Here is a 25526-nt window from a genome sequence, read left to right on the forward strand (position 1 = left end):
GCGCCTACGGGCGGGTGTAGGTGGTCAGGTCGGGGACGGTGGCGAAGCCGGCGCCGTAGGCGCTGACGCCCCGGCCGTAGGCGCCGAGCAGGACGCCGGGGGCCTCGCCCGCCAGCACCCACCCGTACTCGGACTCGCGGTAGCGGAACGGCTGCGGCAGCCCGTTGACCGGAAGGCTGAGGGTGGACCAGCCGGGGCCGGCCAGGTCGTCGGCGAGGTCCCAGGCGAGCGCGGACTGCTGCTCCAGCCAGTCCTGGCGCCGCGAGCGGTCCAGTTGCCCCGGCCAGGTGGCCGCGAGCAGGCCGGAGCCGGCCAGCCAGGCGGCCGAGGAGGCGGACGTCGCCTCCAGGGTCCCGGTGTTGTCGGCGCTGCGGCGGCTGTCCCGGCGGGCCACCGTCACGACGACGGCGAACTTCCGGACGTCCCGCGGCTCGTACTGGCGGGCCGGCTCCTCGCCGTGGCCCAGGCTGCCGTAGTCGACGGAGCCCCGGGCCGCCCCCGCGCGCGGACCGCCGGCGGCGCCGGGCCCGCCGGGCTGCAGGTAGCGGCGGCCGCTCCAGCCGTCGTCCAGGCCGTACCACGGGAAGTCCGCGGACAGGTACGGCATCAGCGGGTCCGCCGGGCCCGCCTGTCCGCCGACCACCGGTCCGCCGGCCGTGGCCGTCCCCACCGCCTGACTCGTCGCGTCCATCCCCGGGCCTCCTCAAACACACGTATCCCTGCCGTGGCGCGCTCCCATCGTGGCGTACCGCGGCGTCCCCACCGACCGTCTTCGGTCCGGAACGGACCGGAAAGTGACAGACGGCACAGCGGGAACAATCAGCACAATAGCGGCGCACACGTCGCCGCCCCGCTCAGCCGTGCGGGCGGGCGGGGCGGTGGTGTCGTCGGACGGGCGCCGGAAGGGTGAGCGCGGGGCCGGCGCCGAAGCGCGGGAACGACGCGGGAACGAGGGGGTACCGACCGTCGGCGCCGGGCCGGAACGCCCCGGAGGCGAGCGGGCGAAGCACCGCTCAGGTGGCGTCCGGGTCGAACGGGGGGCGCTCGCCGGGCTGCAGCGGGGAGCCGGCGGTGGCGGCCACCGGGGCCGCGACCGAGGACTTGTCCATCGAGACGGATCCGGACCGGCCGTGGCCGTTCACGGCGGCGGCGGGCTTGTCGTCCAGCACCGAGCGGATGTCGAGGCTGTCCCGCATGTCCTTGAGGCCCAGCGGGTCCTCTTCGCCGCCCATGAGCTGCTTGCGGACGAAGGTCTTCGGGTTGAGGTCCTCGAACTCGAAGTCCTTGAACTCGGGACCGAGCTCGCTGCGGATGTCCTCCTTCGCCGTGTCGGCGAAGGAACGGATCTTCCGGATGAAGCCCATGGTGTCCTGGATCAGCTTCGGCAGCTTGTCCGGACCGAAGATCACGATGGCCATGATGGCCAGGGTCAGGACCTCCAGTGTGCCCACGTCACTGAACACCAAAGCTCCCTAAGCTCGCGATCGGACAACGTCCCTCACAGGGTAATGGCCATCGGCGGGTTCATGACCCCGGTGTGATGAAGCCGTGGTGAAGACCCGCCGATGACCGTGACCGCAGGGGCCACCGCCGCCTATCTGTTCTCGTGGTGCAGCCCGGCCATCCCGGAGCTCGGGGTGCGCTCCGGCACCTCGTGCGGCGGGGTCGCGCCCCGGGTGACCGCCACCGGGCGGACCGGGAAGTCCACCGGTACCTGCGCGTTCATGGGGACCAGCCCGCCGCCGCGGCCGTTGCCGCCGGCTGGGCTGATCGTGGTGCCGTGCTGCTCGTCGCCCGGGCCGGCGAAGCCGCCGACCCCGCCGAGCGTCACCGCGGCGACCGAGAAGGCGCCGGCGGCGGCGAAGACGAAGCGGCGCCCGCGCGGCGGGACCTGCCGGACCACCGGGGCAGCCGCGGCCAGTGGCTGCGGCCCGACCGGGGCCGTCGGGCGGGCGGTCCGCCGGCCCATCAGCGGGCGCAGGACCGCACCGCCGCGACCGAACGCCCGCGGGTCGACCCCGGGCAGCGGCGCGTCGGCGCCCAGCGCGCCCGCTCCGAAGGAGGCGCCGGCCCCGCGGCCGAACGAACCGCCGTTCAGCCGGCTGCCGCCGAGCGTCCCGGCGGCCGGCAGCCCGCCGCCGGGCAGGTCGTCGTCGTCCCGGCCCGGGCGGTCGACCGGCGGCCGCTCGTCCTCCGGGAGCGCGCCGACGGCCATCAGCCGGGCCATCAGCGCCGACGACGGGCCGGGCGTACCGGTGCGGGTGAGGAGGTGCTTGACGGCGCGGCCCTCGTCGGCCTCGGCGAGGCACTGCGGACAGGTCGCCAGATGGGCCTGGACGCGGTCGCGCGAGTCGTGGCCGAGTTCGCCGTCGACGAAGGAGGAGAGCCGCTCACCGAGATGGTGCTCCTCGGCGGCCGGCTCGCCCGGGCGGACCGCGACGGCGCGCAGCGCGGGCTCGCCCGGCGCTCCGGCCTGGCCGCGTTCCGGCTGCGGTTCCCCGGAGGGGTCGGTCCCGTCGTGGCCGCGCCGCCCCAGGGCGGCCCAGCCGCCCCGGCGGGCCGCGGCCCGGCCGGGCACGTCGGAGTGGCCCGGTCCTGACCGGCCGGTTGCGCTCACGACCGCCTCCGTCCGCGACCGCCCGGCGCGACCGCGGCCTCACCGGCGACGGCGCCGACCGGCACCGGCTCGTCGGCACCGCCGCCGCGGCGCTCACGGCCGGGGGCGGCACCGGGTGCGCGGTGCTTGAGCGCGGCACGCAGGTGCGAGCGGCCGCGGTGGATGCGGCTGCGGACGGTACCGAGCTTCACGCCGAGCGTCGCGGCGATCTCCTCGTAGGAGAGTCCCTCGATGTCGCAGAGCACCACGGCGGCCCGGAACTCGGGCGCCAGGGTGTCCAGCGCCTGCTGGACGTCGGCGTCGAAGTGGGTGTCGCTGAAGTGCTGGGCCGGGCTGGGCTCGCGCGAGGCCAGCCGCTCGGCCGCGTCGTCACCGAGCGCGTCGAAGCGGATGCGCTGGCGTCGGCGGACCATGTCCAGGAACAGGTTGGTGGTGATCCGGTGCAGCCAGCCCTCGAACGTGCCGGGGGTGTACGTGGACAGCGAACGGAACACCCGGACGAAGACTTCCTGGGTGAGGTCCTCGGCGTCGTGCTGGTTACCGGTCAGCCGGTAGGCGAGGCGGTAGACACGGGCACTGTGGGCCTCGACGATCTCCTCCCAGCTGGGCGGAGTCCAGGTCTGCGCGTCGGGGCCCTCGGCGAAGGTCGCGAGGGCGGGGGCCTCGGCGGTACCGGCGGCCGGCGTCTGGGGCGCGGCGGCCGGCTGGTCCGGAGTGGAGTGCGCAGGCTGGTTCATCACGGGCTTCGGCGTACGGGCCGACGCGGTGCCGCGGGAGTGCCGCCGCACAGGGACGTCGCCCTCGGCCACACCTCCTCGGTCGGCTCTTCTGCCCAGCAGGGCCACCACCATATCCACCTCACCCGTCAAGCCCGGATAAAAGTGCCCGCGACCGTCAAGCCGGAGAACAGGCCCGGGAACCTCCTGTTCCCCCGGTCCCTGCCTCACCAACGGCCCGCCGCCGTACGCGGTTCCCGCCCGGCCAGTAATCTGTGGCAGGAAATATCGACATCCGCTAGGCGCCGGGCCGCCACCCGGGGCTCCGAAAGAGGCAGCCATCAGCGAGTTCGGGCCCGCGCATGCGGCTCTCGCGGACACCTACGTCGGCGAGGACGCGGTGCTGACCTACGCCCGGGCACAGTCCGCGCGGACCGGAATCAGGGCGATCGGACCCAGCGGAGGCGCCTGCCTCCGGCTGCTCGCGGCCGCGCTGGACGCCAAGGCGGTGGCCGAGATCGGCACCGGGACGGGCGTCTCCGGGGTCTACCTGCTGCGCGGGATGCGGCCGGACGGCGTACTCACCACCGTCGACTCCGAACCGGTCCGCCAGCAGCTGGCCAGGGAGGCGTACCAGGCCGCCGGTTTCGCGGCCAACCGCTCGCGGTTCATACCGGGCCGGGCCCTGGAGGTGCTGCCGCGACTCGCCGACGGCCAGTACGACCTGGTGTTCTGCGACGGCGACCCGGCGGAGTCACAGGAGTACCTGGCGGAGTCGCTGCGGCTGTTGCGGCCGGGCGGGATGGTCTGCTTCGAGGGCGTCTTCCAGGAGGGCCGGCTGGCCGAGCCGGAGCAGCAGGACCCGCAGACCCGGTCGGTCCGCGACCTGGTGCGCGACGTCCGGGAGAGCGAGAAGCTGCTGCCGGCGCTGCTGCCGGTCTCGGACGGGCTGCTCTGCGCCGTCAAACGCTGAGGGCCGACCCGGGGGGCCCGGGGGCCGCGCGGCGGGCTCCCAGGGCCCGTAGCGGCCCGGGAACGGCCGAGCCCGGGCCGACGTGATCGTCGAACCCGGGCCGGTGGCACATCTCCAGGAGATGGCGAGCACCTGCTGCGGTCAGCCGCAGGCCTTCTTCAGGGCCTCACCGAGGGCGTCGGCCTCGTCAGGCGTGAGCTCCACCACGAGGCGTCCGCCGCCTTCGAGCGGAACGCGCATGATGATGCCCCGCCCCTCTTTGGTGACTTCGAGCGGGCCGTCACCCGTCCGCGGCTTCATGGCCGCCATGCTCGTTCCCCTTCCTGCAACGCTCAGCTACGCACCGGCAGTCCGTCCACCGCCGGTATCGAACGCATTGATCGGAAGCCATTATCCCGCATGCCACGGCCTGATGACCAACATCACTCTCGGTGCAACCTCGGCCGGACCGCCCCCAACCGGCGCATTTCCCGCCATAAGCCCCGGCGCGGCGGTGATCAGTCCGCCGCCGGAAGGTGCGATACCTCACACTCCCCAGCCGGCCCCGCACTCCGGCATCCTGGCAGCCCACGACCACCGTGCGATCACCGTGCGACGAGCAAGGGAGCCCTCGCCCATGTCCGATTCCGTGCTGTACGAGCTGGACGGCGGCCTGGCCGTCATCACCATCAACCGCCCGGAGGCGATGAACGCGCTGGACGTACCCACCAAGGTGGCTCTGCGTGACACCGTGACGGCCGCCGCCGAGGATCCGGCGGTGCGGGCCGTCCTGCTCACCGGCGCGGGCGACCGGGCGTTCTGCGTCGGCCAGGACCTCAAGGAGCACCTGGGCCGGCTCCGGCAGGCCGAGGAGACCGGCGAGGGCGCGCTGAAGACCGTCGCCGAGCACTACAACCCGCTGCTGCGGGCGCTGGCCGGGATGCGCAAGCCGACCGTGGCGGCGGTGGGCGGGGTGGCGGCCGGCGCGGGCGCCTCGCTGGCCTTCGCCTGCGACTTCCGGATCGTCTCGGAGACGGCCGGCTTCAACACCGCCTTCGCCGGTATCGCCCTGACCGCCGACTCGGGCGCGTCCTGGACGCTGCCGCGGCTGGTCGGACACGCCCGGGCGACCGAGCTGCTGATGCTGCCGCGCACCGTGAAGGCCGCCGAGGCGATGGAGCTGGGGCTGGCCACCAAGGTGGTGCCGGCCGCCGAACTGGCCGCCACGGCAAGGGTGTTCGCCAAGGAGCTGGCCGATGGCCCGACCGTGGCGTACGGCGCGATCAAGGAGTCTCTGGCGTACGGCGCCGCGCACACGCTGAGCGAGCTGCTCGACAAGGAGGACGAGCTGCAGACGCTGGCCGGCGACAGCGAGGACCACCGGATCGCGGTCCGCGCCTTCATCGCCAAGGAGAAGCCGCAGTACCTGGGGCGCTGACCGGCGCACGGCCCGCCGGACCGCCCGCCCGCCGGCGGGTCCGCCGGCGACCGCGCGCTACGCCCCGGGCCGCGTCCCGTCGAGGACGGACCGGACGTGGCAGTCGGCGAGGTGGTCGTCGACCAGCCCGCAGGCCTGCATCAGGGCGTAGGCGGTGGTCGGGCCGACGAACCGGAAGCCCGCCTTCTTCAGCGCCTTGGCCAGTGCCGTCGACTCGGGCGTGACGGCCGGTACCTCGCCCGTCGAGCGGGGGGCCGGCCGGTCCGGGTCTCCGGCGAACTGCCAGATCAGCGCGTCCAGCCCGCCGTCCAGGTCGCGGGCGACCCTGGCGTTGGCGATCGACGCCTCGATCTTGGCCCGGTTGCGGATGATCCCGGTGTCGCCGAGCAGCCGCTCGACGTCGGCCTCGCCGAACTCCGCGACCCTCGCGATCTCGAAGCCCGCGAAGGCGGACCGGAAGCCCTCGCGGCGGCGCAGGATGGTGATCCAGGAGAGCCCGGACTGGAACGCCTCCAGGCAGACCCGCTCGAACAGGGCGTCGTCGCCGTGGACCGGGCGGCCCCACTCGGTGTCGTGGTAGGTGCGGTAGTCGTCCGCCGAGTCGCCCCAGGCGCAGCGGCGCAGGCCGTCCGGGCCGACGACGGCGCCACCGGTCGGGGCGTCCGTCGGGGCGTCCGTCGGAGCACCGGCCGCGACGTCCGCGTCGGCGCTCACCGGCCGTCCGCCGGCTCCGCGTCCTCCGGGCCGGCGGGAGCCTTGGTGAGGACGACGGCGGGCTCGACGACCTTGGCGAAGTCCTCCAGGCCGGGCAGCGGCTCGGCGCCCGTGCCGGGGCGGTCGGCGGCCTCCACCGCGCCGCGCACGGCGGCGAGCGCCTCCAGCTCGACGATCCGCGCGTCGCGGTAGGCGAGTTCGACGCCCAGCCGGTCGAGCACGTCGTCCACCTCGTCCATCCGGTAGCCGCGGACGGCCATCGGCAGGCGGATCGCCTCGACGTCCTCCTGACCGAGCGGGCGGTCCTGCGGCAGCCCGGCGGCGATCCGGTCGTGCACCGCCTCCGGCAGCGAGCCGCCCCCGCCCAGCGCCACCAGCGCGGCGCCGCCGACCACCACGGCCATCGCCACCACGATCACCCAGAACACGAGCGGTCCTCCCGATTTTCCGGCCGGCCCCGACAGGAGTGGGATCATGGTCCCGATGGGCCGGGGGCCATCATCGCACTCGCAGCAGCTGTGGAGGAGACATCGGTGGCACTGCGCCTGGGACCACGGGAATTCGGCGACGACGAGCTGGTGATCATGGCGATCGTCAACCGGACTCCTGACTCGTTCTTCGACAAGGGCGCCACCTTCGCCGACGAGGCGGCGTTCGCCGCCGCCGACCGCGCGATGGCCGAGGGCGCCGCGATCCTGGACATCGGCGGGGTGAAGGCCGGGCCGGGCGACGAGGTCACCGTCGAGGAGGAGCTGAGGCGCACCGTGCCGTTCGTGGCGGAGCTGCGCAAGCGCCACCCGGAGGCCGTGATCAGCGTCGACACCTGGCGGCACGAGGTCGGCGAGGCGGTCTGCGAGGTCGGCGCGGACCTGCTGAACGACGCCTGGGGCGGGGTGGACCCGCGGCTGGCCGAGGTGGCCGCCCGGTACGACGCCGGGCTGGTCTGCACCCACGCGGGCGGCGCCGAGCCGCGGACCCGACCGCACCGGACCGGGTACCCGGACGTGATGGCGGACATCCTGCGGGTGACCGTCGGGCTGGCCGAGCGGGCGGTGGGGCTCGGCGTGCGGCGGGACGCGGTGGTCATCGACCCGGGGCACGACTTCGGCAAGAACACCCGGCACTCGCTGGAGGCGACCCGGCGGCTGCCGGAGATGACGGCGACCGGGTTCCCCGTGCTGGTCTCGCTCTCCAACAAGGACTTCGTCGGCGAGACCCTGGACCTGCCGGTGGACCGGCGGCTGCTCGGCACGCTGGCGACCACCGCGGTCTCCGCCTGGCTGGGCGCCCGGGTGTACCGGGTGCACCAGGTGGCGGAGACCCGGCAGGTGCTGGACATGGTCGCCTCGATCCGCGGCAGCCGCCCCCCGGCGGTCGCCCGCCGGGGGTTGGCCTGAGAGGCGCGCCGGGCAGGGCCTAGATCTCGTTCACCGGCCGGCGGGCGTCGGCGAGGATCTTCAGGACCTCGTCGATGTCGTCGGTGATGTGGAAGAGCTCCAGGTCGTGCGGGGCGGCCTTGCCCTGCGCGACCAGGGTGTTCTTCAGCCAGTCGGCCAGCCCGCCCCAGTACTCGCTGCCGAAGAGGATCACCGGGAAGCGGGTGACCTTCTTCGTCTGCACCAGGGTGAGCGCCTCGAACAGCTCGTCCAGCGTGCCGAGGCCGCCGGGCAGGACGACGAACCCCTGGGCGTACTTCACGAACATCGTCTTGCGGACGAAGAAGTAGCGGAAGTTCAGCCCGAGGTCGACGAACTCGTTGAGCCCCTGCTCGAAGGGCAGCTCGATGCCGAGCCCGACGCTGAGCCCGCCGGCGTCCGAGGCGCCCCGGTTGGCCGCCTCCATCGCCCCGGGGCCGCCCCCGGTGATCACCGCGTAGCCGGCCTCGGCCAGCGCCCGTCCGATCGCCACGCCCGCCGCGTACTCGGTCGAGTCGACCGGGGTCCGGGCGGAGCCGAAGACGCTGATCGCGGGCGGGAGTTCGGCCAGCGCGCCGAAGCCCTCGACGAACTCCGAGGTGATCCGCAGGACCCGCCAGGGGTCGGTGTGCAGCCAGTCGGTCGGGCCGGTGGTGTCCAGCAGGCGCTGGTCCGTCGTGCTCTCGCCGACCTGGTCCCGGCGCACCAGCACCGGGCCCTTCTGCTTCTCGGGCCACGCCTTCTTCGGGTGCGGCTCGCCCACCTGCTCAGGACCGTGTCCGTAGTGCTTTTCGTCTCCAGTGCCTGTCATGACGAAACCCTACGCCCGCCGATCCCGGTTTTCAGGCAACGGTGAAAGGTCGGTTGGGCAACCGGAAGGTGGCGTTCAGCCGTTGATGCGCTTGTCGCCTCAGTCGGTCAGCCAGGCGCGCAGCCGTTCCTCGGTCTCGGCGATGGCGGTGAGCGAGCAGTGCTCGTCCCGCTTGTGGGCCTGGTTCGGGTCGCCCGGGCCGTAGTTGACCGCCGGGACGCCGAGCGCGCTGAACCGGGCGACGTCGGTCCAGCCGAACTTGGCGCGGGCCGTGCCGCCGGTCGCGGCCACGAACGCCCGGGCGGCCGGCTGCGCGAGGCCGGGCAGCGCGCCCGGGGCGAAGTCGGTGACCGTGACCTCGTAGCCGTCGAGGACCTCGCGCACGTGCTTCTCGGCCGCGGCCTCGTCGCGGTCCGGGGCGAACCGGAAGTTGACGGTCACCACGCACTCGTCGGGGATGACGTTCCCGGCCACCCCGCCGTCGATCCGCACCGCGTTGAGGCCCTCGCGGTACTCCAGCCCGTCGATCTCGACGCGGCGCGGCTCGTACGCGGCGAGCCGGCCGAGCACCTCGGCGGCGTGGTGGATGGCGTTGTCGCCGAGCCAGCTGCGGGCCGAGTGGGCACGCACGCCGGTGAGCCGGACCTGTGCGCGCAGGGTGCCCTGGCAGCCGCCCTCGACGGTGGCCTGGCTGGGCTCCATCAGCACGGCGAAGTCGGCGGCCAGCCAGTCGGGGTGGGCCTGGACGAGGTGCCCGAGGCCGTTGCGGTGGGCCTCCACCTCCTCGCAGTCGTAGAACACGAAGGTGAGGTCGCGGTTGGGCTCCGGCAGGGTGGCGGCGAGCCTGAGCTGGACGGCCACGCCGGACTTCATGTCGGAGGTGCCGCAGCCGTAGAGGAGGTCGCCCTCGACGTAGGAGGGCAGGTTGTCGGCGATCGGCACCGTGTCCAGGTGCCCGGCGAGCAGCACGCGTTCGGCCCGGCCGAGGTCGGTGCGGGCCACCACGTTGTTGCCGTACCGGTCGACGGTCAGGTGCGGGTAGGCGCGCAGGGCGGCCTCCACGGCGTCGGCGAGCGCCTGCTCGTCGCCGCTGACGGAGGGGAAGTCCACCAGCTGGGCGGTCAGCGCGCCGCCGTCGAGGGTGAGGTCCAGGGACGTCTTCGGGCTGCTCATGGTCACCCAGCCTAGTCCGGTGACGGGTCACGGCGCGGCCCCGCCGTAGCGGGGCTGTGACACCGTCACCCGCAACCGACGGTCACCGCACACCCGTCCGAGTGGGTACGGTGTCGGTTCGGATGCCCGGCCCGGAACCCCGGTCCGGACAGCACGGTTCGGTGAGAGGGGCGGCGGTGGCCAGGAGAAGGAGCGGCGGCCGGGACGACGGCACGGTTCCCCGGCGGCGTCGCGGGCTGCGGGCGGTGCTGATCGGCCTGCTGGTGCTGGCCGTGGTGGCGGTCGGGCTGTTCTGGCTCCGCGACCAGAAGCTGCTGACCCCCGAGGGCTGCTCGGTGAAGACCCCGGCCGGCGAGGGCGAGCTGGAGATCCCGCAGGCGGCCAACGCGGCGACCATCGCCGCCGTCGCGCACTCCCGCGCCCTGCCGGACCGGGCGGTGACCATCTCGCTGGCCACCGCGATGCAGGAATCCAAGATCCGCAACCTGACCGGCGGCGACCGGGACTCGGTCGGCCTGTTCCAGCAGCGGCCCTCACAGGGCTGGGGCACCGTGCAGCAGATCATGGACCCGGTCTACGCGACCAACAAGTTCCTCGACGGCCTGGTGAAGGTCCCCGGCTACACCCGGCTGCCGCTGACCGACGCGGCCCAGCAGGTGCAGAAGAGCGGCTACCCGCAGGCCTACGCCAAGCACGAGACCAAGGCCACCCTGCTGGCCTCCGCGCTGACGGGCCGCGAGGCGGCCTCGCTGAACTGCGTGGTGCACGACTTCGCGGCGCCCGACGAGGCCGAGGAGGCACCGACGGCCACCGCCCCCGGCGCCACCGCCCCGGCCGCCGCCCCGCCGGACCGGACCCAGGTGCTGAGCGACCGGGTCCGCCGCGAGTTCGGCCGCACGGTGACCCCGGCCGGCGGCTACTCGTCCACGGTCAAGGGCGCCGAGAACGCCGTCTCGCTGACCCCGGACCCGACCGCCTCCACCGACGCCGGGCCGGACGCCGAGCGCCAGAGCGGCTGGGCGGTGGCGCACTGGGCGGTGACCCAGGCCCAGAAGCTGGGCATCGAGACCGTCGCGTACGACGGGAAGATCTGGCGGAAGGCGAAGTCGGAGGACGGCTGGAAGCCGCAGCCGACCGGGACCTCGACCAAGCTGGTGCTGGTCTCACTGGCCGCGGCCGCGAAGAGCTGAGCAGCCCGCTGCGCCGGGCCGACCGGTCACCCGGACGGCCCGGCGCAGTGGTGTTTCCGGGGGCGGGAACCGCCCGGTCCGGGCCGCTGACGCACTGGTGTCCGGGTTGCCGCCGTACGAGTGATTCGCGTCAACGCAGGTGGACGGCCGGTGCCGGCGGGCCGGCCTGGCGCAGAACCGTCACTCCCCTTGCCCCGCCGTACCCGCACACCCCGGGCCGGGCACCCGGGCCCACCCCGACGGCGGTCATACCATCCGATGGTCGGCTCGACGCTTTCCTTGCACCGACCGAAACCTTCTGGCTTCTCAAGCGGTAACAACGTCGTCCGCCCGGCGGACGAGACGGACACCAGACCCCCTTCGAGGAGCCCCATGTCTCACCCCCTCACGCGACGGATCGCCCAGGCCGCACTGCTCGTGGCGGCCGGCGCGACCCCGCTGGTCGCGGCCGGCTCCGCGTCCGCCGCCGACGCCCTCCTGCCCAAGAGCGACCTGGCCGCGCCGCTGGGCCAGCTGACCAACACCGACACGGGTTCCACCCTCCAGCACACCACCCACGAGCTGGGCAAGGCGGCCGGGAACACCGGCGCCGCCACCGTCGCCGCGGGCGTGCCCGCCACCGCCGACGCCACCGGCAACATCGTCGCGCAGCAGCTCCCCGAGGCCAACGAGAAGGCCAGCTCGCTGACGGCACCGCTCGACCAGACCGCCGCCACCACCGGCCAGCTCTCCGGCGTCACCCCGAAGGTCGCCAAGGCCCTGGCCGGCAAGCTCGGCGAGGCCGTCACCGGCCACAGCGCCACGCAGCGCAGCGCCGGCGCCGGCGCCAACCCGGTCGGCGGGCTCTCCCAGGCCGGCGCCCTCACCCAGGCCGTCCCCGGGGCCTCCGGCCTCACCAGCGCCGTGCCCAGCACCGGCACCGTGACCGACGCGCTGCCGCTCGGCGCCGTCACCCGCGCCCTCCCCGGCGGCCTGGCGGCCGACCTGCCGGGCGCCGACGTGCTCGGCCTGGCCGAGCACGGTTCGGCCAACCGTCTGGGCGGCGCCGACCTCGGCCCGAACAGCCCGCTGAACGGCCTGACCGGTCTGACCGGCCCGCTCGGCAGCCTGCTGGGCGGCGTCAACGGCGGCGCCCTCGGCGGCCTGCCGATCGGCTGAGACCCGCCCGCCGCATGCCGAGTGGCCGGCGTCCTGATCGGACGCCGGCCCCTCGTGCGGCCCGGGGGAGCCGCGTACGACGCCGCTCCCCCGGGCCGTTCCGCTACGCCGCGGGCCCGGCGTGCAACCGCTCCACGGCCGCCGCGACCCGCTCGTCGGTCGCCGTGAAGGCGACCCGGACGAACCGTCCGCCGGCCGGCCCGTAGAAGTCGCCGGGCGCCACCAGGATGCCCAGGGCGGCCAGTTCGGCCACCGTCTCCCAGCACGGCCGGTCCTGGGTCACCCACAGGTAGAGGCTCGCCTCCGAGTGCTCGACCCGGAACCCGTACGCCTCCAGCGCGGCCCGCAGCGCCGAGCGCCGGGCCGCGTACCGCTCGCGCTGCTCCGCCACGTGCGCGTCGTCCGCGAGCGCCGCGGCCGTCGCCGCCTGGACCGGGGCCGGCACGATCATGCCGCCGTGCTTGCGCACCTCCAGCAGTTCCTTGACCACCACCGGGTCGCCCGCCACGAAGGAGGCGCGGTAGCCGGCCAGGTTGGAGCGCTTGGAGAGGGAGTGGACGGCCAGCAGGCCCTCGTGCTGCCTCCCGTCACCGTCGGTCCCGCAGACCTCCGGGTGCAGGACGGAGACCGGGTCGGCCTCCCAGCCCAGCTCCAGGTAGCACTCGTCGCTGACCAGCAGCGCCCGGTGCTCCCTCGCCCACGCGACCGTGCGGCGGAGCTCGTCCTTGCCGAGCACCCGACCGGTCGGGTTGGAGGGCGAGTTGACCCAGATCAGGCGGACCCGCGAACCGTCCAGCTCGTCCACCGAGTCGTACTCCACCGGCTCGGCGCCGCAGAGCCGGGCGCCCACCTCGTACGTCGGGTAGGCCAGCCGCGGGTAGGCGACCTGGTCGCCGGGGCCGAGGCCGAGCTGGGTCGGCAGCCAGGCCACGAGCTCCTTGGAGCCGACGGTCGGCAGCACGGCCTGCGGGCCGATCTCGGCGCCGACCCGGCGGTGCAGCCAGTCGGCGATCGCCCCGCGCAGCTCCACCGGGCCCCAGACGGTCGGATAGCCGGGGGTGTCGGTCGCGGCGGCGAGCGCCTTCTGGACCACCTCGGGCACCGGGTCGACGGGGGTCCCGACCGAGAAGTCGCAGAGCCCTCCGGGGTGCGCGAGAGCGGTCTTCTTGTACGGCTCCAGCTTGTCCCAGGGGAAGACCGGCAGGAGGTCCGAAACGCGGCGCGCCGCTCCCGGGTGGCCCGGGAACGGCGCGTGCGTGCTGTTCTTGGTAGTCACAGCTCAGATGCCACCGATCGGTCAGTGCTCGGCGTTCTGCGGCGGCAGAGCGGCGATGAACGGGTGGTCGCGCTCGATCAGACCGAGCTTCGACGCACCACCGGGCGAACCGAGATCGTCGAAGAACTCGACGTTCGCCTTGTAGTAGTCCTTCCACTCCTCCGGCGTGTCGTCCTCGTAGAAGATCGCCTCGACCGGGCAGACCGGCTCACAAGCGCCACAGTCGACACACTCATCCGGGTGGATGTAGAGCGATCGCTCGCCCTCGTAGATGCAGTCAACCGGGCACTCTTCGATGCACGCCTTGTCCTTGACGTCGACACAAGGCTGCGCGATGACGTAGGTCACGCTGTCGTTCCTCCTCGGAAGGGCACGGCGGCCCATTCTGTTTTCTCGCGTGCGCGGGTGAGCGCGGCGTCGTCGATGCCCGCCCCTAGTATCGCGGGTCGGAGACCGCAAATGCACAGGAGGTGCCCAGATGGCCGCCGAAGGGCCGGTTCAGGACCGTCCGGAAGTCCGGATAGGCCGTGCGGACGTTGGCCTGCGGGTCTCCGCCCGGCGTCTCTCGGGCCTCGTGGACGGCAGGCCCGAGTTCCGCGACGTGATCGGCGTGCTCGCCTCCTGGGACGACCGGGGACTGACCGTCGTCCCGCGCACCGGCGGACCGGTCTCCTTCGACGAGCGGCTGCTCGTCGCGGGCAAGGTCGTACCGCTCTTCCCGGCCAGGCGCGCGCCGCTGCCGGCCGCCTCCCCGGTCGAACTCCAGCGGATCGCCGCCCGCGGCTGGCCGGCCGTCGACCGGGAACCGCTCGGTGCGTGGACGCTGCGCGCCTCGGCCGGATTCACCCGGCGGGCCAACTCCGTCCAGGCGCTCGGCGAACCCGGGCTCCCGCTCGACGAGGCGCTCGCGGCCGCCCGCGCCTGGTACGCGGCGCGCGGGCTGCCGGCCTGGGTGGAGGTCAGCACGCCCGGCTCCCCGGAACCGCTGCGGGCCACGCTGGACCGGCTCGGCGCGGTGTACTCGCCGACCCTGGTGCGGGTCGCACCGCTGGCCGGACTCGCCCGGGCGGGCGCCCCGGCGGCGGTCGGCCGGGTGCGGCTCTCCCGGACGGCCGGGCCGCAGTGGCTGTCGCTGTACCGCCGGGCCTCCGACGACCCGGCGGTCGAGGAGGCCGCCCTGCGGGTGATCCACGGCGGGCCGTCGGTCTGGTTCGCGACCGTGCCCGGGGCGGAGGGCCGGCCCCCGCTGGCGATCGGACGGTGCGTCGTCGACGGCCCGTGGGCCTGCTTCGGCGCGGTCGAGGTCGATGCCCGCGCGCGACGGGCCGGGCTGGCCACCGCGCTGATGGCGGTGCTCGCCTCCCGCGCCGCCGAGGAGGGCGCCACCGGCGCGTTCCTCCAGGTCGAGGCGGAGAACGACGGCGCCGTCGCGCTGTATGACGGACTCGGCTTCACGACCAGTCACACTTACCACTACGCGCGGCTCCCCCAGGGGTAGCGCCCACGCGTGGAACCGCCTGATTGTCCGCCCGTCCCCAGAAAGCCGCCGCAGCCACCGTGACCGAGCAGAGCAGAGCACGCTTCCGGACCGAGGCCCGGGCCGAGCACCCCGATCCGGTGCTGCTCTGCCTGCTCGCGGCCGCCGAGCACACCCGCACCCCCGACCCGGACGACCCGGACGACCTGCCGGGCCCGCCCGCCCTCGCGGCCCTGCTCGCCGCCTGTGAGGCCGCGCTCGAACGGCACGCGGCCTCGGTCCGGCTCGCCGTCGCCGAACGGTTCCCGGCCGGGCCCGAGGAGACCGCCGCCCTGCTGGCCGCCGTCCTCGGCGGCCGGGAGCGGTTCCACGGACGGAAGTCCGACTACCGGCGGCTGGAGTCCTCGCTGCTGCCCGACGTGCTGCGGCGCCGGCGCGGTCTGCCGATCATGCTCGCGCTGGTCTGGATGGCCGTCGGCCGGCGGGCCGGACTCGCCGTGCACGGGATCGCCCTGCCCGGCCACTTCATCGTCGCGGTCGGCGGCCCCGCCGGCGGCGACGACTACGTGCTGGCCGACCCGTTCCACGGCGGCCGGCTGCTCGACCTGCCGGACGCGGCGGAGCTCGTCCGCGCCACCGGACACGAGTTCACCGCCGAACTGCTCACCCCCGCGGCACCGTTGGACATCGTGCTGCGGGTGCTCGGCAACATCCGGGCCTGGGCCGCCGACCGCCCCGAACACGCTCGCACCCAGCTCTGGGCCACCGAACTCGCCCTGCTCCTCCCCCGCCACCCCGCCCAGCTCCGCCTGGAACGGGCGGAACTGCTGGTCCGCACCGGCGACTTCCTGGGCGGGGCCGGGGAGATGGACGAGTACGCCGAGATCCTGGACGCCTTCGATCCCGACACCGCCGCCAAGGTCCGCCGGGACGCCCGGGCCGCGAGGCACCGGCTGAACTGAGCCGCCCGGCGGGAATCGTCGGACGCGCGCTACAGCCCGCGCTCCACGGCGGCCGGACAGCCGGGAACGTCGGCCGGGGCGACCGGCCGTGCGGTCACGAGCGGATCCCCGGCGAAGAAGCCGACGGTGCACGCCCCCCGGTCCGGACCTCCGGCCGGGGTGAGCGCGGCGCAGGGGACCAGGGCCACGAGCAGGGCGGCGAGCACCGACACGGCAGGCTTCGACATGCCCGTCATGGTGCCCGCCGCCCGCGCCCGACAGCGGCTCGGCCGATCCTTCGGCACGGAGAGTTCCTCCGCCCGCAGCAACCGCCCGGGGCACCCGCCCGCGGGCGGGGTGCCGACCGGTGGCCGGTCCCCGTACCGGGCGGAGCGGCCAGCGGAGCCGCAGACCGGAGCCGGTCCGGGGCGTTCACCGGGGCGGTTGTCGGAGGCGGGGGCTACCGTCCTCCCCGGAGGCCGGACGGATCGCCCCGCGCGGGCACCCTCGGCCAAGGGGGAGCGGTATGGGCTCCCGGCACCGCTCGTCCGCGGGCCCGGCGCCCTGTTCCGGCCCCGCTCCCCCTCACACCGCCCGCCCCGGACCGCCCCGGACCGCCCAGTCGCCGGGTCTAGATTCCGAGCGACTTCTTCACGAAGTCGACCTGGAGCAGCAGCAGGTTCTCCGCCACCTCCTCCTGCGGCGTCATGTGGGTGACCCCCGACAGCGGCAGCACCACGTGCGGCCGGCCGGCCGCCAGCAGCGCCGAGGAGAGCCGCAGGGTGTGCGCGGCCACCACGTTGTCGTCGGCCAGCCCGTGAATGATCATCAGCGGCCGCTCCAGGCCCGCCGCGTAGCCGCTCAGCGAGTTGGCCGCGTACACCTCCGGCCGCTCGGCGGGGTGGCCGAGGTAGCGCTCGGTGTAGTGGGTGTCGTACAGCTCCCAGTCGGTGACCGGGGCGCCCGCGACGGCCGCGTGGAAGACGTCCGGACGGCGCAGCACGGCGAGCGCGGCGAGGTAGCCGCCGTACGACCAGCCGCGGATGGCGACCCGGTCGAGGTCCAGCGGGAACTCCCCGGCGAGCGCCCGCAGCGCGTCGGCCTGGTCGTCCAGGGTGGCGCCGGCGAAGTCGAAGGCGATCGACTTCTCCCAGGCCGGCGTGCGCCCGGGGGTGCCGCGCCCGTCGGCGACGACCACCGCGAAGCCCTGGTCGGCGAACCACTGCGAGTTGAGGTGCGGGTTGTGCGCCTGGACGACGCGCTGGCCGTGCGGGCCGCCGTACGGGTCCATCAGGACCGGCAGCAGGCCGTCCCGCTCGCGGTCGTAGCCGGTGGGCAGGAAGACGGCCGCGGGGACGCGGCGCTCGCCCGCGAAGCGGAAGACCGGGCGGGCGGTGATCACCGGGGCCTCGGCGTAGGAGGCGATGGTGGCGATGTCGTCCACCACCAGGCCCTCCGGCAGGTCCCGGGCGACCTGCACCAGCGTGCCGGGCAGGTCCGGCTCCGCGGTGGCCCGCACGGTGATGCCGGCCGCGTGCACGGCGGTGGTGACGGAGGTGAACGGCCGGCCGTTGGCGGCCTCCCAGGAGAGCCGCTTGCCGTCGTGGCTGATCCGGCCGGCGGCGATCCAGCCCGGCTCGGGGTCGGTCTCGCCCGCGCCGCCGGAGGCGGTGAAGAAGACCTCGTCGGCGGTGACGGCGAGCACCGACCGCAGGTGCAGGTCGGCGCCGGTGACGTTCAGGTCGCCGACCACCAGCGTCCGGGCGCCCGACTCGTCGGAGATGCGGACCAGCTTGCCGTCCGGCGTCCAGGCGGGCACGCCGGGGAACAGCTCCAGCCAGGCGTCGTCCCGCTCCTCGTGCAGCAGCTCGGTCGCGCCGGTCTCGACGTCCACCCCGAGGATCCGCTGGCTGCGCTGGTCGCGGGCCTGGACGAGCAGCAGCGGGACGCCGCCCTGCGACCAGTGCACCCGGGCCAGGTACGGGAAGGCCTCGCGGTCCCAGAGCACCTCGGTGCGGGCGCCGTCCAGGTCGAGCACCCAGAGGCCGACCTCGGCGTCGGCGGTGCCGGCGGCCGGGTACGCGACCTCGGCGGGCTCGCGGTCCGGGTTCGCCGGGTCCGCGATCCACCAGCGGCGCACCGGGGTGTCGTCGGCGCGCTCGACCAGCAGCCGGTCGCCGTCCGGGGACCACCAGTAGCCGCGGTCCCGGTGCATCTCCTCCTGGGCGATGAACTCGGCCTGACCCCAGGTCACGTTGGGTCCGTCGGGCCGGACGAGGGCCCGGTCGGCCGTCCCGTCGGTACGGGTGAGCCGCAGCTCGCCGGCGGTGTTCGCGTACGCGACGTGGAGGCCGTCCGGGGAGGGCCGCGGGTCGAGCAGCGGTCCCTCGGCGGGCAGCTCGGCCGTGGTGCCGTCGACCAGGTCGGCGGTGAAGAGGCGGCCGGAGAGCGCGAAGGCGGCGATCCGGCCGCTGCCGTCCAGGCCGTAGCCGACGACGCCGGCCGAGCCCTCCCGGCTGCGCTCACGGCGGGCCTTCTCGGCCGGGGAGAGGTCCTCCTCGCCGCCGCCGAGCAGGGCGACCGGGTCGGCGGCGACCCGCTCCTCCCCCGTGGCCGTGTCGAGGGTCCAGAGCAGGTTGGCGCGGTCGCTGCCGGACCGCGAGCGAAGGAAGACGACCCGGGAGCCGTCGGGTGCGACGGAGAACGACCGGGGCGCGCCGACGGTGTAGCGCAGGGTGCGCGCGTACTGCCTCGGGAAGGTGTCCGCTGGGGTGTGGGTGGTCATGGCACCTGACCCTACGACCTGGAGGTGCCACCCTCCGGCCGGTGGTGATCACTCGTTCGGAGCATCCGGCGCAAGTACGCCCGGAAGGGGCCCGCACCCCCTCCGACCGGCCCATGCGCCCCGGTGGTGCCCCCGTGCCCCGGGGTGCGCGGACTCACCGACCGTAATGATCCGCTCACCCATCGGGTATGACTGGTCCAACGGGTGATCGTCAGGCCTCGTCCCGGCCCCGGCCGCCCGACCGCAAGTCCCGCACGGTCCCGACCGCCGCCCTCCGCCGGGGGCGGCGCACCCGAGAAGGGGTGTGAGCCGCCATGGCTTTGTCCGTCTCCGCAGCCCTACTGATGCTGGTCATCGTGGTGGTGCTGATCCGCCGCTCCGGCCTGAAGCTCGCGCACGCCGTCGTCTGCGCGCTGCTCGGCTTCTACCTGGCCTCCAGTTCCATCGCACCCTCGATCAGTCAGGTCACCGGCAACCTCGCCGGGATGATCAACGGCCTGAAGCTCTGACCCCGTGCGGCCGGTCGTTAGGCTGCTCCCATGACCGCCACTACCGGCCGCAGCCTGCTCCTGGTGCACGCCCATCCCGACGACGAGTCGATCGGCAACGGCGCCACGATGGCCAGGTACGTCGCCGAGGGCGTCCGCGTCACCCTGGTGACCTGCACCCTCGGCGAGGGCGGTGAGGTGATCCCCCCGGAGCTGGCCCACCTGACGGCCGAACGGGAGGACACCCTCGGCGCGCACCGGATCGGCGAGCTGTCCGAGGCGATGCGCGCGCTCGGGGTCACCGACTTCCGCTTCCTGGGCGGCCCGGGGCGCTACCGCGACTCCGGGATGTCGGGCGTGCCCGACAACGACGCGCCGGACTGCTTCTGGCGGGCCGACGTGGACGAGGCCGCCGGCCGGCTGGTCGCGGTCGTCCGCGAGGTGCGTCCGCAGGTCCTGGTCACCTACGACGAGGACGGCGGCTACGGGCACCCGGACCACATCCAGACGCACCGGGTCGCGATGCGGGCCCACGAGCTGGCCGCCGACGGGGCGTACCGGCCCGAACTGGGGCCGGCCTGGCGGATCGCCAAGGTGTACTGGAACCGGATGCCCCGGTCGGTGATCGAGCGGGGTCTCGCCGCGACCGCGGCCGGGTCGCCGTTCCCGGGCGTGGCGAAGCCGGGGGACGTTCCGGGGGTGGTCGCCGACGAGGCGGTCACCACCGTGCTGGACGGCGCCGCGTACGCCGACCGCAAGGCCGCCGCGATGGCGGCGCACGCCACCCAGATCACCGTGGCGGGCGACTTCTTCGCGCTCTCCAACGACCTCGGCCAGCCGCTGATCGCCACCGAGTACTACCAGTTGGTGCGCGGCCAGGCCGGTCCCCGGTTGCCGGAGGACGACCTCTTCGCGGGCCTCGGCACTGCCGCGGACCAGATCTCCCAGGAGGATGCCCGATGACCGCGCCCGCCGACGCCCGGCCGCAGCGCCGCTCGATCCCGGCGACCGTCCTCGGCACCCGGGACGAACGGCTGAACGAGTCCCAGCCACCCCATATCGCACGGATCGCGGCTTATGTCCTGTTCTTCCTGCTGGGCATCGCGGTATCGGTGTGCGGAGCGTTTGTGCAGGCCCTGTGGCCACCCGTGGGAGTCCTGCTCGCCCTCGCCGCCACCGCCGCGACCTTCTACGCCGGCCTGCGGGTCACCGGGACCCGGCTCGGCGCGGCCGCGCCGGCGGCCGGCTGGTTCCTCGCCCTGCTGCTGCTGATGGTGCCCCGTCCGGAGGGCGACAATGTCCTCTGGACCAATGCCACGTCGCTCGCCTGGCTGTTCGTCGGATCGATTCTGGGCGTGATCTGCGCCACCCTGCCGACCCGGACCAGCTGGTTTCCCGGAGTACCCGGTCCGCCGCGCTGATCGACCCGCGGAACCGCGTACGGTGGCCGGTACGACGAGCAGTCAGGACCACCCGGTCGTACTCTCATACCGGAAGAACCGGACGTATCGGGTTCTAACCGAACCGGTTCACCGCTCAGTTCTTCCCAGTATGGTGGTGCCGCAGAACGCCGTACCCGACGCCGCCCGCCAGGTCCGGCGCCGACGACCGCGGTCGCGCCGCACGGCCCGGCCCGCGAACCCGGAGCAGAGCAGCATTGAGCAGCCGCGAATCTGAGAACGCCCACCCGACGCCTCGGCGCACGGGCCCGGACGCCTACCCGTCGGGCACCCCGCCCTACGGCACACCGGGCTTCCCCGGCGGCGACCGCACGGGTGCCGGCACCGCCGGGGGCTCGGCTCCGGAGGGCGACGACGAGTCCCCGAAGACCGAGACCACCGTCACCACCCGCGTCCGGATCAACATCCCCGGCTCGCGCCCGATCCCGCCGGTGGTGGTCCGCAGCGCGGTCAAGAACGAGGACGGCCCCGGCGAGGACGCCCCGGCGCCCGCCCCGGCCGAACCGGCCGGGCCCCGGCACCGTTCCGCCGCGCCCTCCTCACCGGTGCTCGGTGTGATGGACGGCGGCGGCGCGCGCGCGGCCACCCCGCCGAACCTGCCCCCGGAGTGGCAGATCCCGCCGGCCACCTCCGAGTCCGAGTCGACCGGCGCGTGGTTCCGGCCGCGGCAGAAGAAGGCCGCCGACGCCCCGGCTCCCGTCGCGGCCTCGGCCCCGGTCGGCGCCCCGGGTGCCCAGGCCACCGCCGCCCAGCCGGCCCAGGCCGCTCCCGACGCCGGACCCCGGCGCAACGGCACCCGGCCGAACGGCAGCCGCCCCGACACCGGCCGCCCGAACGGCCGCCCGGTGCCCGCCCAGGCACAGGCCCCCGCGCCTCGCCCGACCGGCGCACCCGCCTCGCCCTACGGCACCGGCCCGGAACTCCCCGCCGAGGAGGCCGGCGTCTACGCGGACGCCCCGGCCGACCCGTTCGCCCCGGGCCCCGCCGCCGACCCGTTCGCCCCCGGCGCCGGCGCACCCGGCCGGGCCCCCCAGGGCCCCGGCCGCCCGCTGCCCGGCGGACCCGAGGACACCTCGGTCGACGGCTTCGCACCGATCCGCGACGACGCCCCGCCCGCCGCCATACCCGGCGTGCCCGGTGGCGCCGGCGCCCCCAACGGCGCCCCGCAGCCCGGCCTGTTCGCCTCTGCCCCGGCCGGCGCCGACCCGTTCGCCGCCCAGCGCCCGCCGGCCGCCGGGCCGAACGGCACACCGCCGCCCGCCGGCCTCTTCCCCGGCGCGCCCCTCCGCCAGGGCGAGCCGGGCGGCCCGGGTGCCGGCGGTGGCCCCGGTGGCCCCGGTGGAGCCTTCGACGCCGCACCCGCCGACCCGTTCCGCGCCGCCCCCGGCCTGCCGCAGTACGACGGCCCGGGCACCGGCGTACCCGCCCCCGGCCCGGCCCCCGTGCCCACCCCGGCACCCGCCCCGCAGCCGGCCGCCCCCAAGCCCGCCTCCGGCACCGCCAAGCGCAAGCCCAGCGCCGCCAAGAAGCTGGTCAAGCTCGGCACCTACGCCGTCATCGGCGTGCTCTTCCTCGGCGCCGCCGCGTACGGCACCGGTCTGATGATGAACCAGTCCGACATCCCCAAGGGCACCGTCGTGCTCGGCACCGACATCGGCGGGAGCAACCGCGACCAGGCCATCCGCCAGCTCGACGAGACCGTCGGCAAGGCCGGCCAGCAGCCGGTCAAGCTGAAGGTCGGCGAGCAGACGCTGGACCTCGACCCGACCGCCGCCGGGCTGAGCTTCGACACCACCGCCACCGTCGACAAGCTCACCCAGCACTCCTACAACCCGGCCGACGTCCTCAAGTCGCTCAAGGGCGACGAGAAGGCCGTCCCGCCGGAGGTCAAGGTGGACCGGGCCAAGCTCAAGGCCGCCCTGGACGCCCTGGCCACCGGCTCCGGCCAGGGCCTGCAGGAGGGCTACGTCAAGTTCGGCGACAACGGCGAGGTCGTGGTGGTCCCGGGCAAGGCCGGCCAGGCCGTGGACTCCGCCTCCGCCGTGGAGCTGGTCGACGCGGCCTACCGCGACCGCGCCGCCGGCCGGACCGACCAGCCGGTCGCGCTGTCCGTGACGGCCGCCCAGCCGAAGAACTCCCCGCAGGCCCTGCAGGGCGCCGCCGACACCCTCGGCAAGTCCGCGGTGAACGGCATCGTCCGCATCCAGGCCGGCGCCAAGAAGTGGGACTTCACCCCGAAGATCGCCGCCAAGACCCTCACCCTGGTGCCGGACGCCAACGGCAAGATCGTGCCCAAGTGGGACCTCGACGCGCTCAACGGCCAGCTGGCCGGGGCCTTCGACAAGGTCAAGATGAAGAAGAACGGCCAGTTGGTCCAGATCACCCCGCAGGACGTCGCCGACGCGGTCACCTCGGTGCTGGACAAGACCGGCGAGCGGGACCGCACGGTCAAGTTCACCGTCTGACCGCGGAGTTGGGGGGGGGGGGGGGGGCGGGGCCGGGCGGCCCGCCCCCCACCCCCCCCCCCGCGGGGCGCCCGCCGCCCCGCCCCCCCCGCCCCGCCGAGGCCCGCCCCGCCGCGCGCCGCCCCCCCCCCCCCCCCCCCCCCACAACTCCGCTCCCGGGTCAGCAAGATGTGACGCCGTACCGTCCGCCGCATCCGCCCCGGGAGAACCACCATGGGCCGCCCCCTGCCCCACCGCACGGCCCTGCTCGCCGGCCTCACCGCCGTCTCGCTCTCGCTGACGCTCTGTTCGTGCAGCTCCGGCTCCGGCGGCGCCCTGGCCGTACCGAGCTCGGTCGAGACCCCCAAGCTCACCGCCGTCGACATCAACCCGCACGAACGCGCCGAACTCCGCCAGGGCGGCACCCTGCACGTCGCGGTGGCCCAGTACTCCACCCAGTGGTCGCCGATCCAGACCGACGGCAGCGAGTCCTCCACCATCACGGTCACCAAGCCCCTGCTGCCGACCTTCTTCCGGTCCGACGCGGCCGGCACCCAGACCCCCAACCCGGCCTACCTCCAGGACGCGCACGCCGAGCAGCGGGACGGCCGCCAGGTCGTCGTCTGGACGCTCAACCCCAAGGCCCGCTGGTCCGACGGCACGCCGATCACCTGGCGCGACATCGAGGCCAACTGGCGGGCGCTGAACGGCCGGGACCAGGCCTACAAGTCCGCCAGCAGCACCGGATTCGAGCTGGTCTCCGCCGTCGAGCGGGGCAAGGACGAGTACCAGGCCGTGATGACCTTCGAGCGGCCGTTCTCCGAGTGGCAGTCGATGTTCAACGGCGCCGCCAACGCACCGCTCCTCCCGGCCAGCCGGACCGGCACGCCCGACCTGTTCAACACCGCCTACCTGGACGCGATCCCGGTCACCGCGGGCCCGTTCAAGGTGGAGAAGCTGGACCGGGCGGCCCAGACCGTCACCGTGGTCGCCGACCCCGCCTGGTGGGGCGAGAAGCCGCTGCTGGACCGGATCGTCTTCCACGCCATGCTCCCCAACACCATGGCCGCCGCCTTCGCCAAGGGCGAGATCGACTTCTTCAGCAACGGCCCGGACGTGGCCGGCTACCAGCTGATCCGGGGCATCCGGGGCGCCGCCGTCCGGCGCGCCGGCGGGCCCGACTTCCGCCAGTTCACGCTGAACAGCAGGAGTCCCGCCCTCGCCGACCCGTCGGTCCGCCAGGCCCTGTTCCAGGCGATCAACCGGGACACCATCGCCCGGACCGACCTCGCCGGCCTCGACTGGCCCACCGTCGTCCTCAACAACCACCTGCTGGTGGCCAACCAGAACGCCTACCGGGACAACTCGCTCGGCCTCAGCCGGTACGACCCGGCCGAGGCGGTCCGCAAGCTCGACGCCGCCGGGTGGAAGCTGGACGGCGACGTCCGCAGGAAGGACGGCAAGGAGCTCAACCTGCGGATGGTCATCCCGGCCGGCGTCACCCAGGCCCAGAACGAGGCCGCGGTCACCACCCGGATGCTCAAGGACGTCGGGGTCAAGGTCACCACCGTCACCGCCAACGCCAACGAGTTCTTCGACAAGTACGTCAACCGGCGGGACTTCGACATCGCCGCCTACTCGCTGCTCGGCACGCCGTTCCCGGCCAGCGGCAACCGGGCCAACTTCGTCCAGAACGGCGGCACCAACCACTCCCAGGCCGGCAGCCAGGCGGTCGACGGCGCGCTCGACCGGGCCGCCGCCGCGGGCGACGCGGCCGTCGCCTTCGAGGCGATCAACCAGGCCGACGCGGAGCTGTGGAAGGTGGCCGGCGTGCTGCCCCTCTACCAGCGCCCGCAGCTGTACGGCGCCCGCGTCGACCTGGCCAACATCGGCGCCCAGGGCCTCTCGGACATCGTCTGGGAGAACGTCGGCTTCCGGAAGTGACGCCCGGGCGCGCCCTCCGGTGGCGCGTCCCGCACGCGCGGGGCCCCGGAGTCCGCGCGACTCCGGGGCCCTTCGGCGGCCGTGCTCAGCCCGCGCCGATCACGTCCCGCACCTCCGCGAAGTGGCAGGCCGACTCGTGCGCGGCCGGCCCCTCCAGGGTCGACGGCACCGCCAGCAGCGGGATCTCGGTGGAGCAGCGCTCCTCCGCCTTCCAGCAGCGGGTGCGGAACCGGCAGCCCGACGGCGGGTTGGCCGGTGAGGGGATGTCCCCGCTGAGCAGGATCCGCTCGCGGGACTCGCGCCCGGTCGGATCGGGCACCGGGACGGCGGAGAGCAGCGCCTGGGTGTACGGGTGCGTCGGGTGGGAGTAGATCTGCTCCTCCGTACCGATCTCGACCATCTTGCCGAGGTACATCACGCCGACGCGGTCGGAGATGTGCCGGACGATCGAGAGGTCGTGCGCGATGAACATGTACGAGAGCTCGAACTCGCTCTGGAGCTGCTCCAGCAGGTTGATCACCTGCGCC

General features: G+C 74.5%; 26 protein-coding genes. 12 read left to right on the top strand and 14 right to left on the bottom strand.

Going from position 1 to position 25526, the window contains the following annotated elements; genetic code table 11:
- Nucleotides 1-4: 4 nt before the first annotated feature.
- The 4 genes from PUR61_RS33030 to sigE form a co-directional block, all read right to left on the bottom strand.
- On the bottom strand, nt 5-691 hold the full coding sequence (locus PUR61_RS33030) for a hypothetical protein (RefSeq protein ID WP_329883179.1): 687 nt from the start codon (nt 689-691) through the stop codon (nt 5-7).
- 322 nt (nt 692-1013) lie between these two features.
- Nucleotides 1014-1463 carry a sec-independent translocase gene (locus tag PUR61_RS33035; RefSeq protein WP_329883180.1) on the bottom strand — a complete coding sequence of 150 codons (450 nt, stop codon included), beginning with the start codon at nt 1461-1463 and terminating at the stop codon, nt 1014-1016.
- A gap of 131 nt (nt 1464-1594) precedes the next feature.
- A complete protein-coding gene (locus PUR61_RS33040) occupies nt 1595-2617 on the bottom strand; it encodes a zf-HC2 domain-containing protein (protein ID WP_329883181.1) in 1023 nt (340 codons plus the stop codon).
- Nucleotides 2614-3354 (bottom strand): RNA polymerase sigma factor SigE, encoded by a 741-nt coding sequence (sigE, locus tag PUR61_RS33045; protein ID WP_380356468.1) that lies wholly within the window; start codon nt 3352-3354, stop codon nt 2614-2616. The genes PUR61_RS33040 and sigE overlap by 4 nt, the downstream gene beginning before the upstream one ends.
- 382 nt (nt 3355-3736) lie before the next feature.
- Between sigE and PUR61_RS33050 the strand changes: the two genes are divergently transcribed.
- The gene (locus tag PUR61_RS33050; RefSeq protein ID WP_380356471.1) at nt 3737-4306 is read left to right on the top strand and encodes an O-methyltransferase; all 570 of its coding nucleotides are present in this window, start codon (nt 3737-3739) and stop codon (nt 4304-4306) included.
- Between the two features lie 141 nt (nt 4307-4447).
- On the opposite strand, the gene PUR61_RS33055 is transcribed toward PUR61_RS33050, so the two are convergent.
- Nucleotides 4448-4615 carry a DUF3117 domain-containing protein gene (locus PUR61_RS33055; RefSeq protein ID WP_014137929.1) on the bottom strand — a complete coding sequence of 56 codons (168 nt, stop codon included), beginning with the start codon at nt 4613-4615 and terminating at the stop codon, nt 4448-4450.
- A 307-nt stretch (nt 4616-4922) separates the two neighbouring features.
- On the opposite strand from PUR61_RS33055, the gene PUR61_RS33060 reads away from it, so the two are divergent.
- Nucleotides 4923-5723 carry an enoyl-CoA hydratase-related protein gene (locus PUR61_RS33060; protein WP_329883182.1) on the top strand — a complete coding sequence of 267 codons (801 nt, stop codon included), beginning with the start codon at nt 4923-4925 and terminating at the stop codon, nt 5721-5723.
- A 57-nt stretch (nt 5724-5780) separates the two neighbouring features.
- Here PUR61_RS33060 and PUR61_RS33065 read toward each other — a convergent pair whose 3' ends face one another.
- Complete coding sequence (locus PUR61_RS33065) at nt 5781-6347, bottom strand: DNA-3-methyladenine glycosylase I (RefSeq protein ID WP_329883220.1); 567 nt, start codon at nt 6345-6347, stop codon at nt 5781-5783.
- A gap of 86 nt (nt 6348-6433) precedes the next feature.
- Entirely contained in the window at nt 6434-6865 is a 432-nt protein-coding gene (locus PUR61_RS33070) for a DivIVA domain-containing protein (RefSeq protein WP_329883183.1), read from the bottom strand.
- Between the two features lie 156 nt (nt 6866-7021).
- On the opposite strand from PUR61_RS33070, the gene folP reads away from it, so the two are divergent.
- Nucleotides 7022-7834 carry a dihydropteroate synthase gene (folP, locus tag PUR61_RS33075; protein ID WP_329883221.1) on the top strand — a complete coding sequence of 271 codons (813 nt, stop codon included), beginning with the start codon at nt 7022-7024 and terminating at the stop codon, nt 7832-7834.
- Nucleotides 7835-7853: 19 nt separating this feature from the next.
- Here the strand turns inward: folP and PUR61_RS33080 are convergent, their stop codons facing one another.
- Both PUR61_RS33080 and dapE read right to left on the bottom strand, forming a co-directional pair.
- The gene (locus tag PUR61_RS33080) at nt 7854-8663 is read right to left on the bottom strand and encodes a TIGR00730 family Rossman fold protein (RefSeq protein ID WP_329883184.1); all 810 of its coding nucleotides are present in this window, start codon (nt 8661-8663) and stop codon (nt 7854-7856) included.
- Between the two features lie 99 nt (nt 8664-8762).
- The gene (dapE, locus tag PUR61_RS33085; protein ID WP_329883185.1) at nt 8763-9836 is read right to left on the bottom strand and encodes a succinyl-diaminopimelate desuccinylase; all 1074 of its coding nucleotides are present in this window, start codon (nt 9834-9836) and stop codon (nt 8763-8765) included.
- A gap of 176 nt (nt 9837-10012) precedes the next feature.
- Between dapE and PUR61_RS33090 the strand changes: the two genes are divergently transcribed.
- Nucleotides 10013-11026, top strand: coding sequence for a hypothetical protein (locus tag PUR61_RS33090; RefSeq protein WP_329883186.1), 1014 nt, complete (start codon nt 10013-10015; stop codon nt 11024-11026).
- A 372-nt stretch (nt 11027-11398) separates the two neighbouring features.
- On the top strand, nt 11399-12184 hold the full coding sequence (locus tag PUR61_RS45590) for a hypothetical protein (RefSeq protein WP_443035277.1): 786 nt from the start codon (nt 11399-11401) through the stop codon (nt 12182-12184).
- A gap of 103 nt (nt 12185-12287) precedes the next feature.
- Here PUR61_RS45590 and dapC read toward each other — a convergent pair whose 3' ends face one another.
- Nucleotides 12288-13460, bottom strand: a complete 1173-nt coding sequence (gene dapC, locus PUR61_RS33100) for a succinyldiaminopimelate transaminase (RefSeq protein WP_329883187.1) — start codon at nt 13458-13460, stop codon at nt 12288-12290.
- Nucleotides 13461-13481: 21 nt separating this feature from the next.
- The gene (fdxA, locus tag PUR61_RS33105; protein ID WP_030459925.1) at nt 13482-13808 is read right to left on the bottom strand and encodes a ferredoxin; all 327 of its coding nucleotides are present in this window, start codon (nt 13806-13808) and stop codon (nt 13482-13484) included.
- 130 nt (nt 13809-13938) lie between these two features.
- Here fdxA and PUR61_RS33110 point away from each other — a divergent pair, with 130 nt between their 5' ends.
- Entirely contained in the window at nt 13939-14958 is a 1020-nt protein-coding gene (locus PUR61_RS33110) for a GNAT family N-acetyltransferase (protein ID WP_329883188.1), read from the top strand.
- A 23-nt stretch (nt 14959-14981) separates the two neighbouring features.
- Nucleotides 14982-15899 (top strand): transglutaminase-like domain-containing protein, encoded by a 918-nt coding sequence (locus tag PUR61_RS33115; protein ID WP_329883189.1) that lies wholly within the window; start codon nt 14982-14984, stop codon nt 15897-15899.
- Between the two features lie 29 nt (nt 15900-15928).
- Here PUR61_RS33115 and PUR61_RS33120 read toward each other — a convergent pair whose 3' ends face one another.
- A complete protein-coding gene (locus PUR61_RS33120) occupies nt 15929-16126 on the bottom strand; it encodes a hypothetical protein (RefSeq protein WP_329883190.1) in 198 nt (65 codons plus the stop codon).
- A gap of 383 nt (nt 16127-16509) precedes the next feature.
- Complete coding sequence (locus PUR61_RS33125) at nt 16510-18663, bottom strand: S9 family peptidase (protein WP_329883191.1); 2154 nt, start codon at nt 18661-18663, stop codon at nt 16510-16512.
- 314 nt (nt 18664-18977) lie between these two features.
- Between PUR61_RS33125 and PUR61_RS33130 the strand changes: the two genes are divergently transcribed.
- From PUR61_RS33130 to PUR61_RS33150, 5 genes are all read left to right on the top strand, one after another.
- Nucleotides 18978-19172, top strand: a complete 195-nt coding sequence (locus PUR61_RS33130) for a DUF2304 domain-containing protein (protein WP_329883192.1) — start codon at nt 18978-18980, stop codon at nt 19170-19172.
- Nucleotides 19173-19202: 30 nt separating this feature from the next.
- Nucleotides 19203-20114 (top strand): N-acetyl-1-D-myo-inositol-2-amino-2-deoxy-alpha-D-glucopyranoside deacetylase, encoded by a 912-nt coding sequence (gene mshB / locus PUR61_RS33135; protein WP_329883193.1) that lies wholly within the window; start codon nt 19203-19205, stop codon nt 20112-20114.
- Nucleotides 20111-20572 carry a DUF6113 family protein gene (locus PUR61_RS33140; protein ID WP_329883194.1) on the top strand — a complete coding sequence of 154 codons (462 nt, stop codon included), beginning with the start codon at nt 20111-20113 and terminating at the stop codon, nt 20570-20572. Before mshB ends, PUR61_RS33140 begins: the two co-directional genes overlap by 4 nt.
- A 236-nt stretch (nt 20573-20808) precedes the next feature.
- Nucleotides 20809-23076 (top strand): peptidoglycan binding domain-containing protein, encoded by a 2268-nt coding sequence (locus PUR61_RS33145; RefSeq protein ID WP_329883195.1) that lies wholly within the window; start codon nt 20809-20811, stop codon nt 23074-23076.
- A 213-nt stretch (nt 23077-23289) separates the two neighbouring features.
- Nucleotides 23290-24999 (top strand): ABC transporter family substrate-binding protein, encoded by a 1710-nt coding sequence (locus tag PUR61_RS33150; RefSeq protein ID WP_329883196.1) that lies wholly within the window; start codon nt 23290-23292, stop codon nt 24997-24999.
- Between the two features lie 85 nt (nt 25000-25084).
- On the opposite strand, the gene PUR61_RS33155 is transcribed toward PUR61_RS33150, so the two are convergent.
- Nucleotides 25085-25526 (bottom strand): ABC transporter ATP-binding protein (locus PUR61_RS33155; RefSeq protein WP_329883197.1); only part of this gene is annotated, 442 nt, incomplete at its 5' end.

The sequence above is a fragment of the Streptomyces sp. BE20 genome, assembly GCF_036322525.1.
Lineage (GTDB): Bacteria > Actinomycetota > Actinomycetes > Streptomycetales > Streptomycetaceae > Kitasatospora.

Bases quoted from the DNA above. Each gene is read 5' to 3' on its own strand.
- mshB (WP_329883193.1), top strand. From the start codon at position 19,203: ATGACCGCCACTACCGGCCGCAGCCTGCTCCTGGTGCACGCCCATCCC.
- PUR61_RS45590 (WP_443035277.1), top strand. From the start codon at position 11,399: ATGTCTCACCCCCTCACGCGACGGATCGCCCAGGCCGCACTGCTCGTG.
- PUR61_RS33130 (WP_329883192.1), top strand. From the start codon at position 18,978: ATGGCTTTGTCCGTCTCCGCAGCCCTACTGATGCTGGTCATCGTGGTG.
- PUR61_RS33150 (WP_329883196.1), top strand. From the start codon at position 23,290: ATGGGCCGCCCCCTGCCCCACCGCACGGCCCTGCTCGCCGGCCTCACC.
- PUR61_RS33030 (WP_329883179.1), bottom strand. From the start codon at position 691: ATGGACGCGACGAGTCAGGCGGTGGGGACGGCCACGGCCGGCGGACCG.
- PUR61_RS33055 (WP_014137929.1), bottom strand. From the start codon at position 4,615: ATGGCGGCCATGAAGCCGCGGACGGGTGACGGCCCGCTCGAAGTCACC.
- PUR61_RS33120 (WP_329883190.1), bottom strand. From the start codon at position 16,126: ATGTCGAAGCCTGCCGTGTCGGTGCTCGCCGCCCTGCTCGTGGCCCTG.
- PUR61_RS33110 (WP_329883188.1), top strand. From the start codon at position 13,939: ATGGCCGCCGAAGGGCCGGTTCAGGACCGTCCGGAAGTCCGGATAGGC.
- dapE (WP_329883185.1), bottom strand. From the start codon at position 9,836: ATGAGCAGCCCGAAGACGTCCCTGGACCTCACCCTCGACGGCGGCGCG.
- folP (WP_329883221.1), top strand. From the start codon at position 7,022: ATGGCGATCGTCAACCGGACTCCTGACTCGTTCTTCGACAAGGGCGCC.
- PUR61_RS33140 (WP_329883194.1), top strand. From the start codon at position 20,111: ATGACCGCGCCCGCCGACGCCCGGCCGCAGCGCCGCTCGATCCCGGCG.
- sigE (WP_380356468.1), bottom strand. From the start codon at position 3,354: ATGAACCAGCCTGCGCACTCCACTCCGGACCAGCCGGCCGCCGCGCCC.
- PUR61_RS33125 (WP_329883191.1), bottom strand. From the start codon at position 18,663: ATGACCACCCACACCCCAGCGGACACCTTCCCGAGGCAGTACGCGCGC.
- PUR61_RS33080 (WP_329883184.1), bottom strand. From the start codon at position 8,663: ATGACAGGCACTGGAGACGAAAAGCACTACGGACACGGTCCTGAGCAG.
- PUR61_RS33060 (WP_329883182.1), top strand. From the start codon at position 4,923: ATGTCCGATTCCGTGCTGTACGAGCTGGACGGCGGCCTGGCCGTCATC.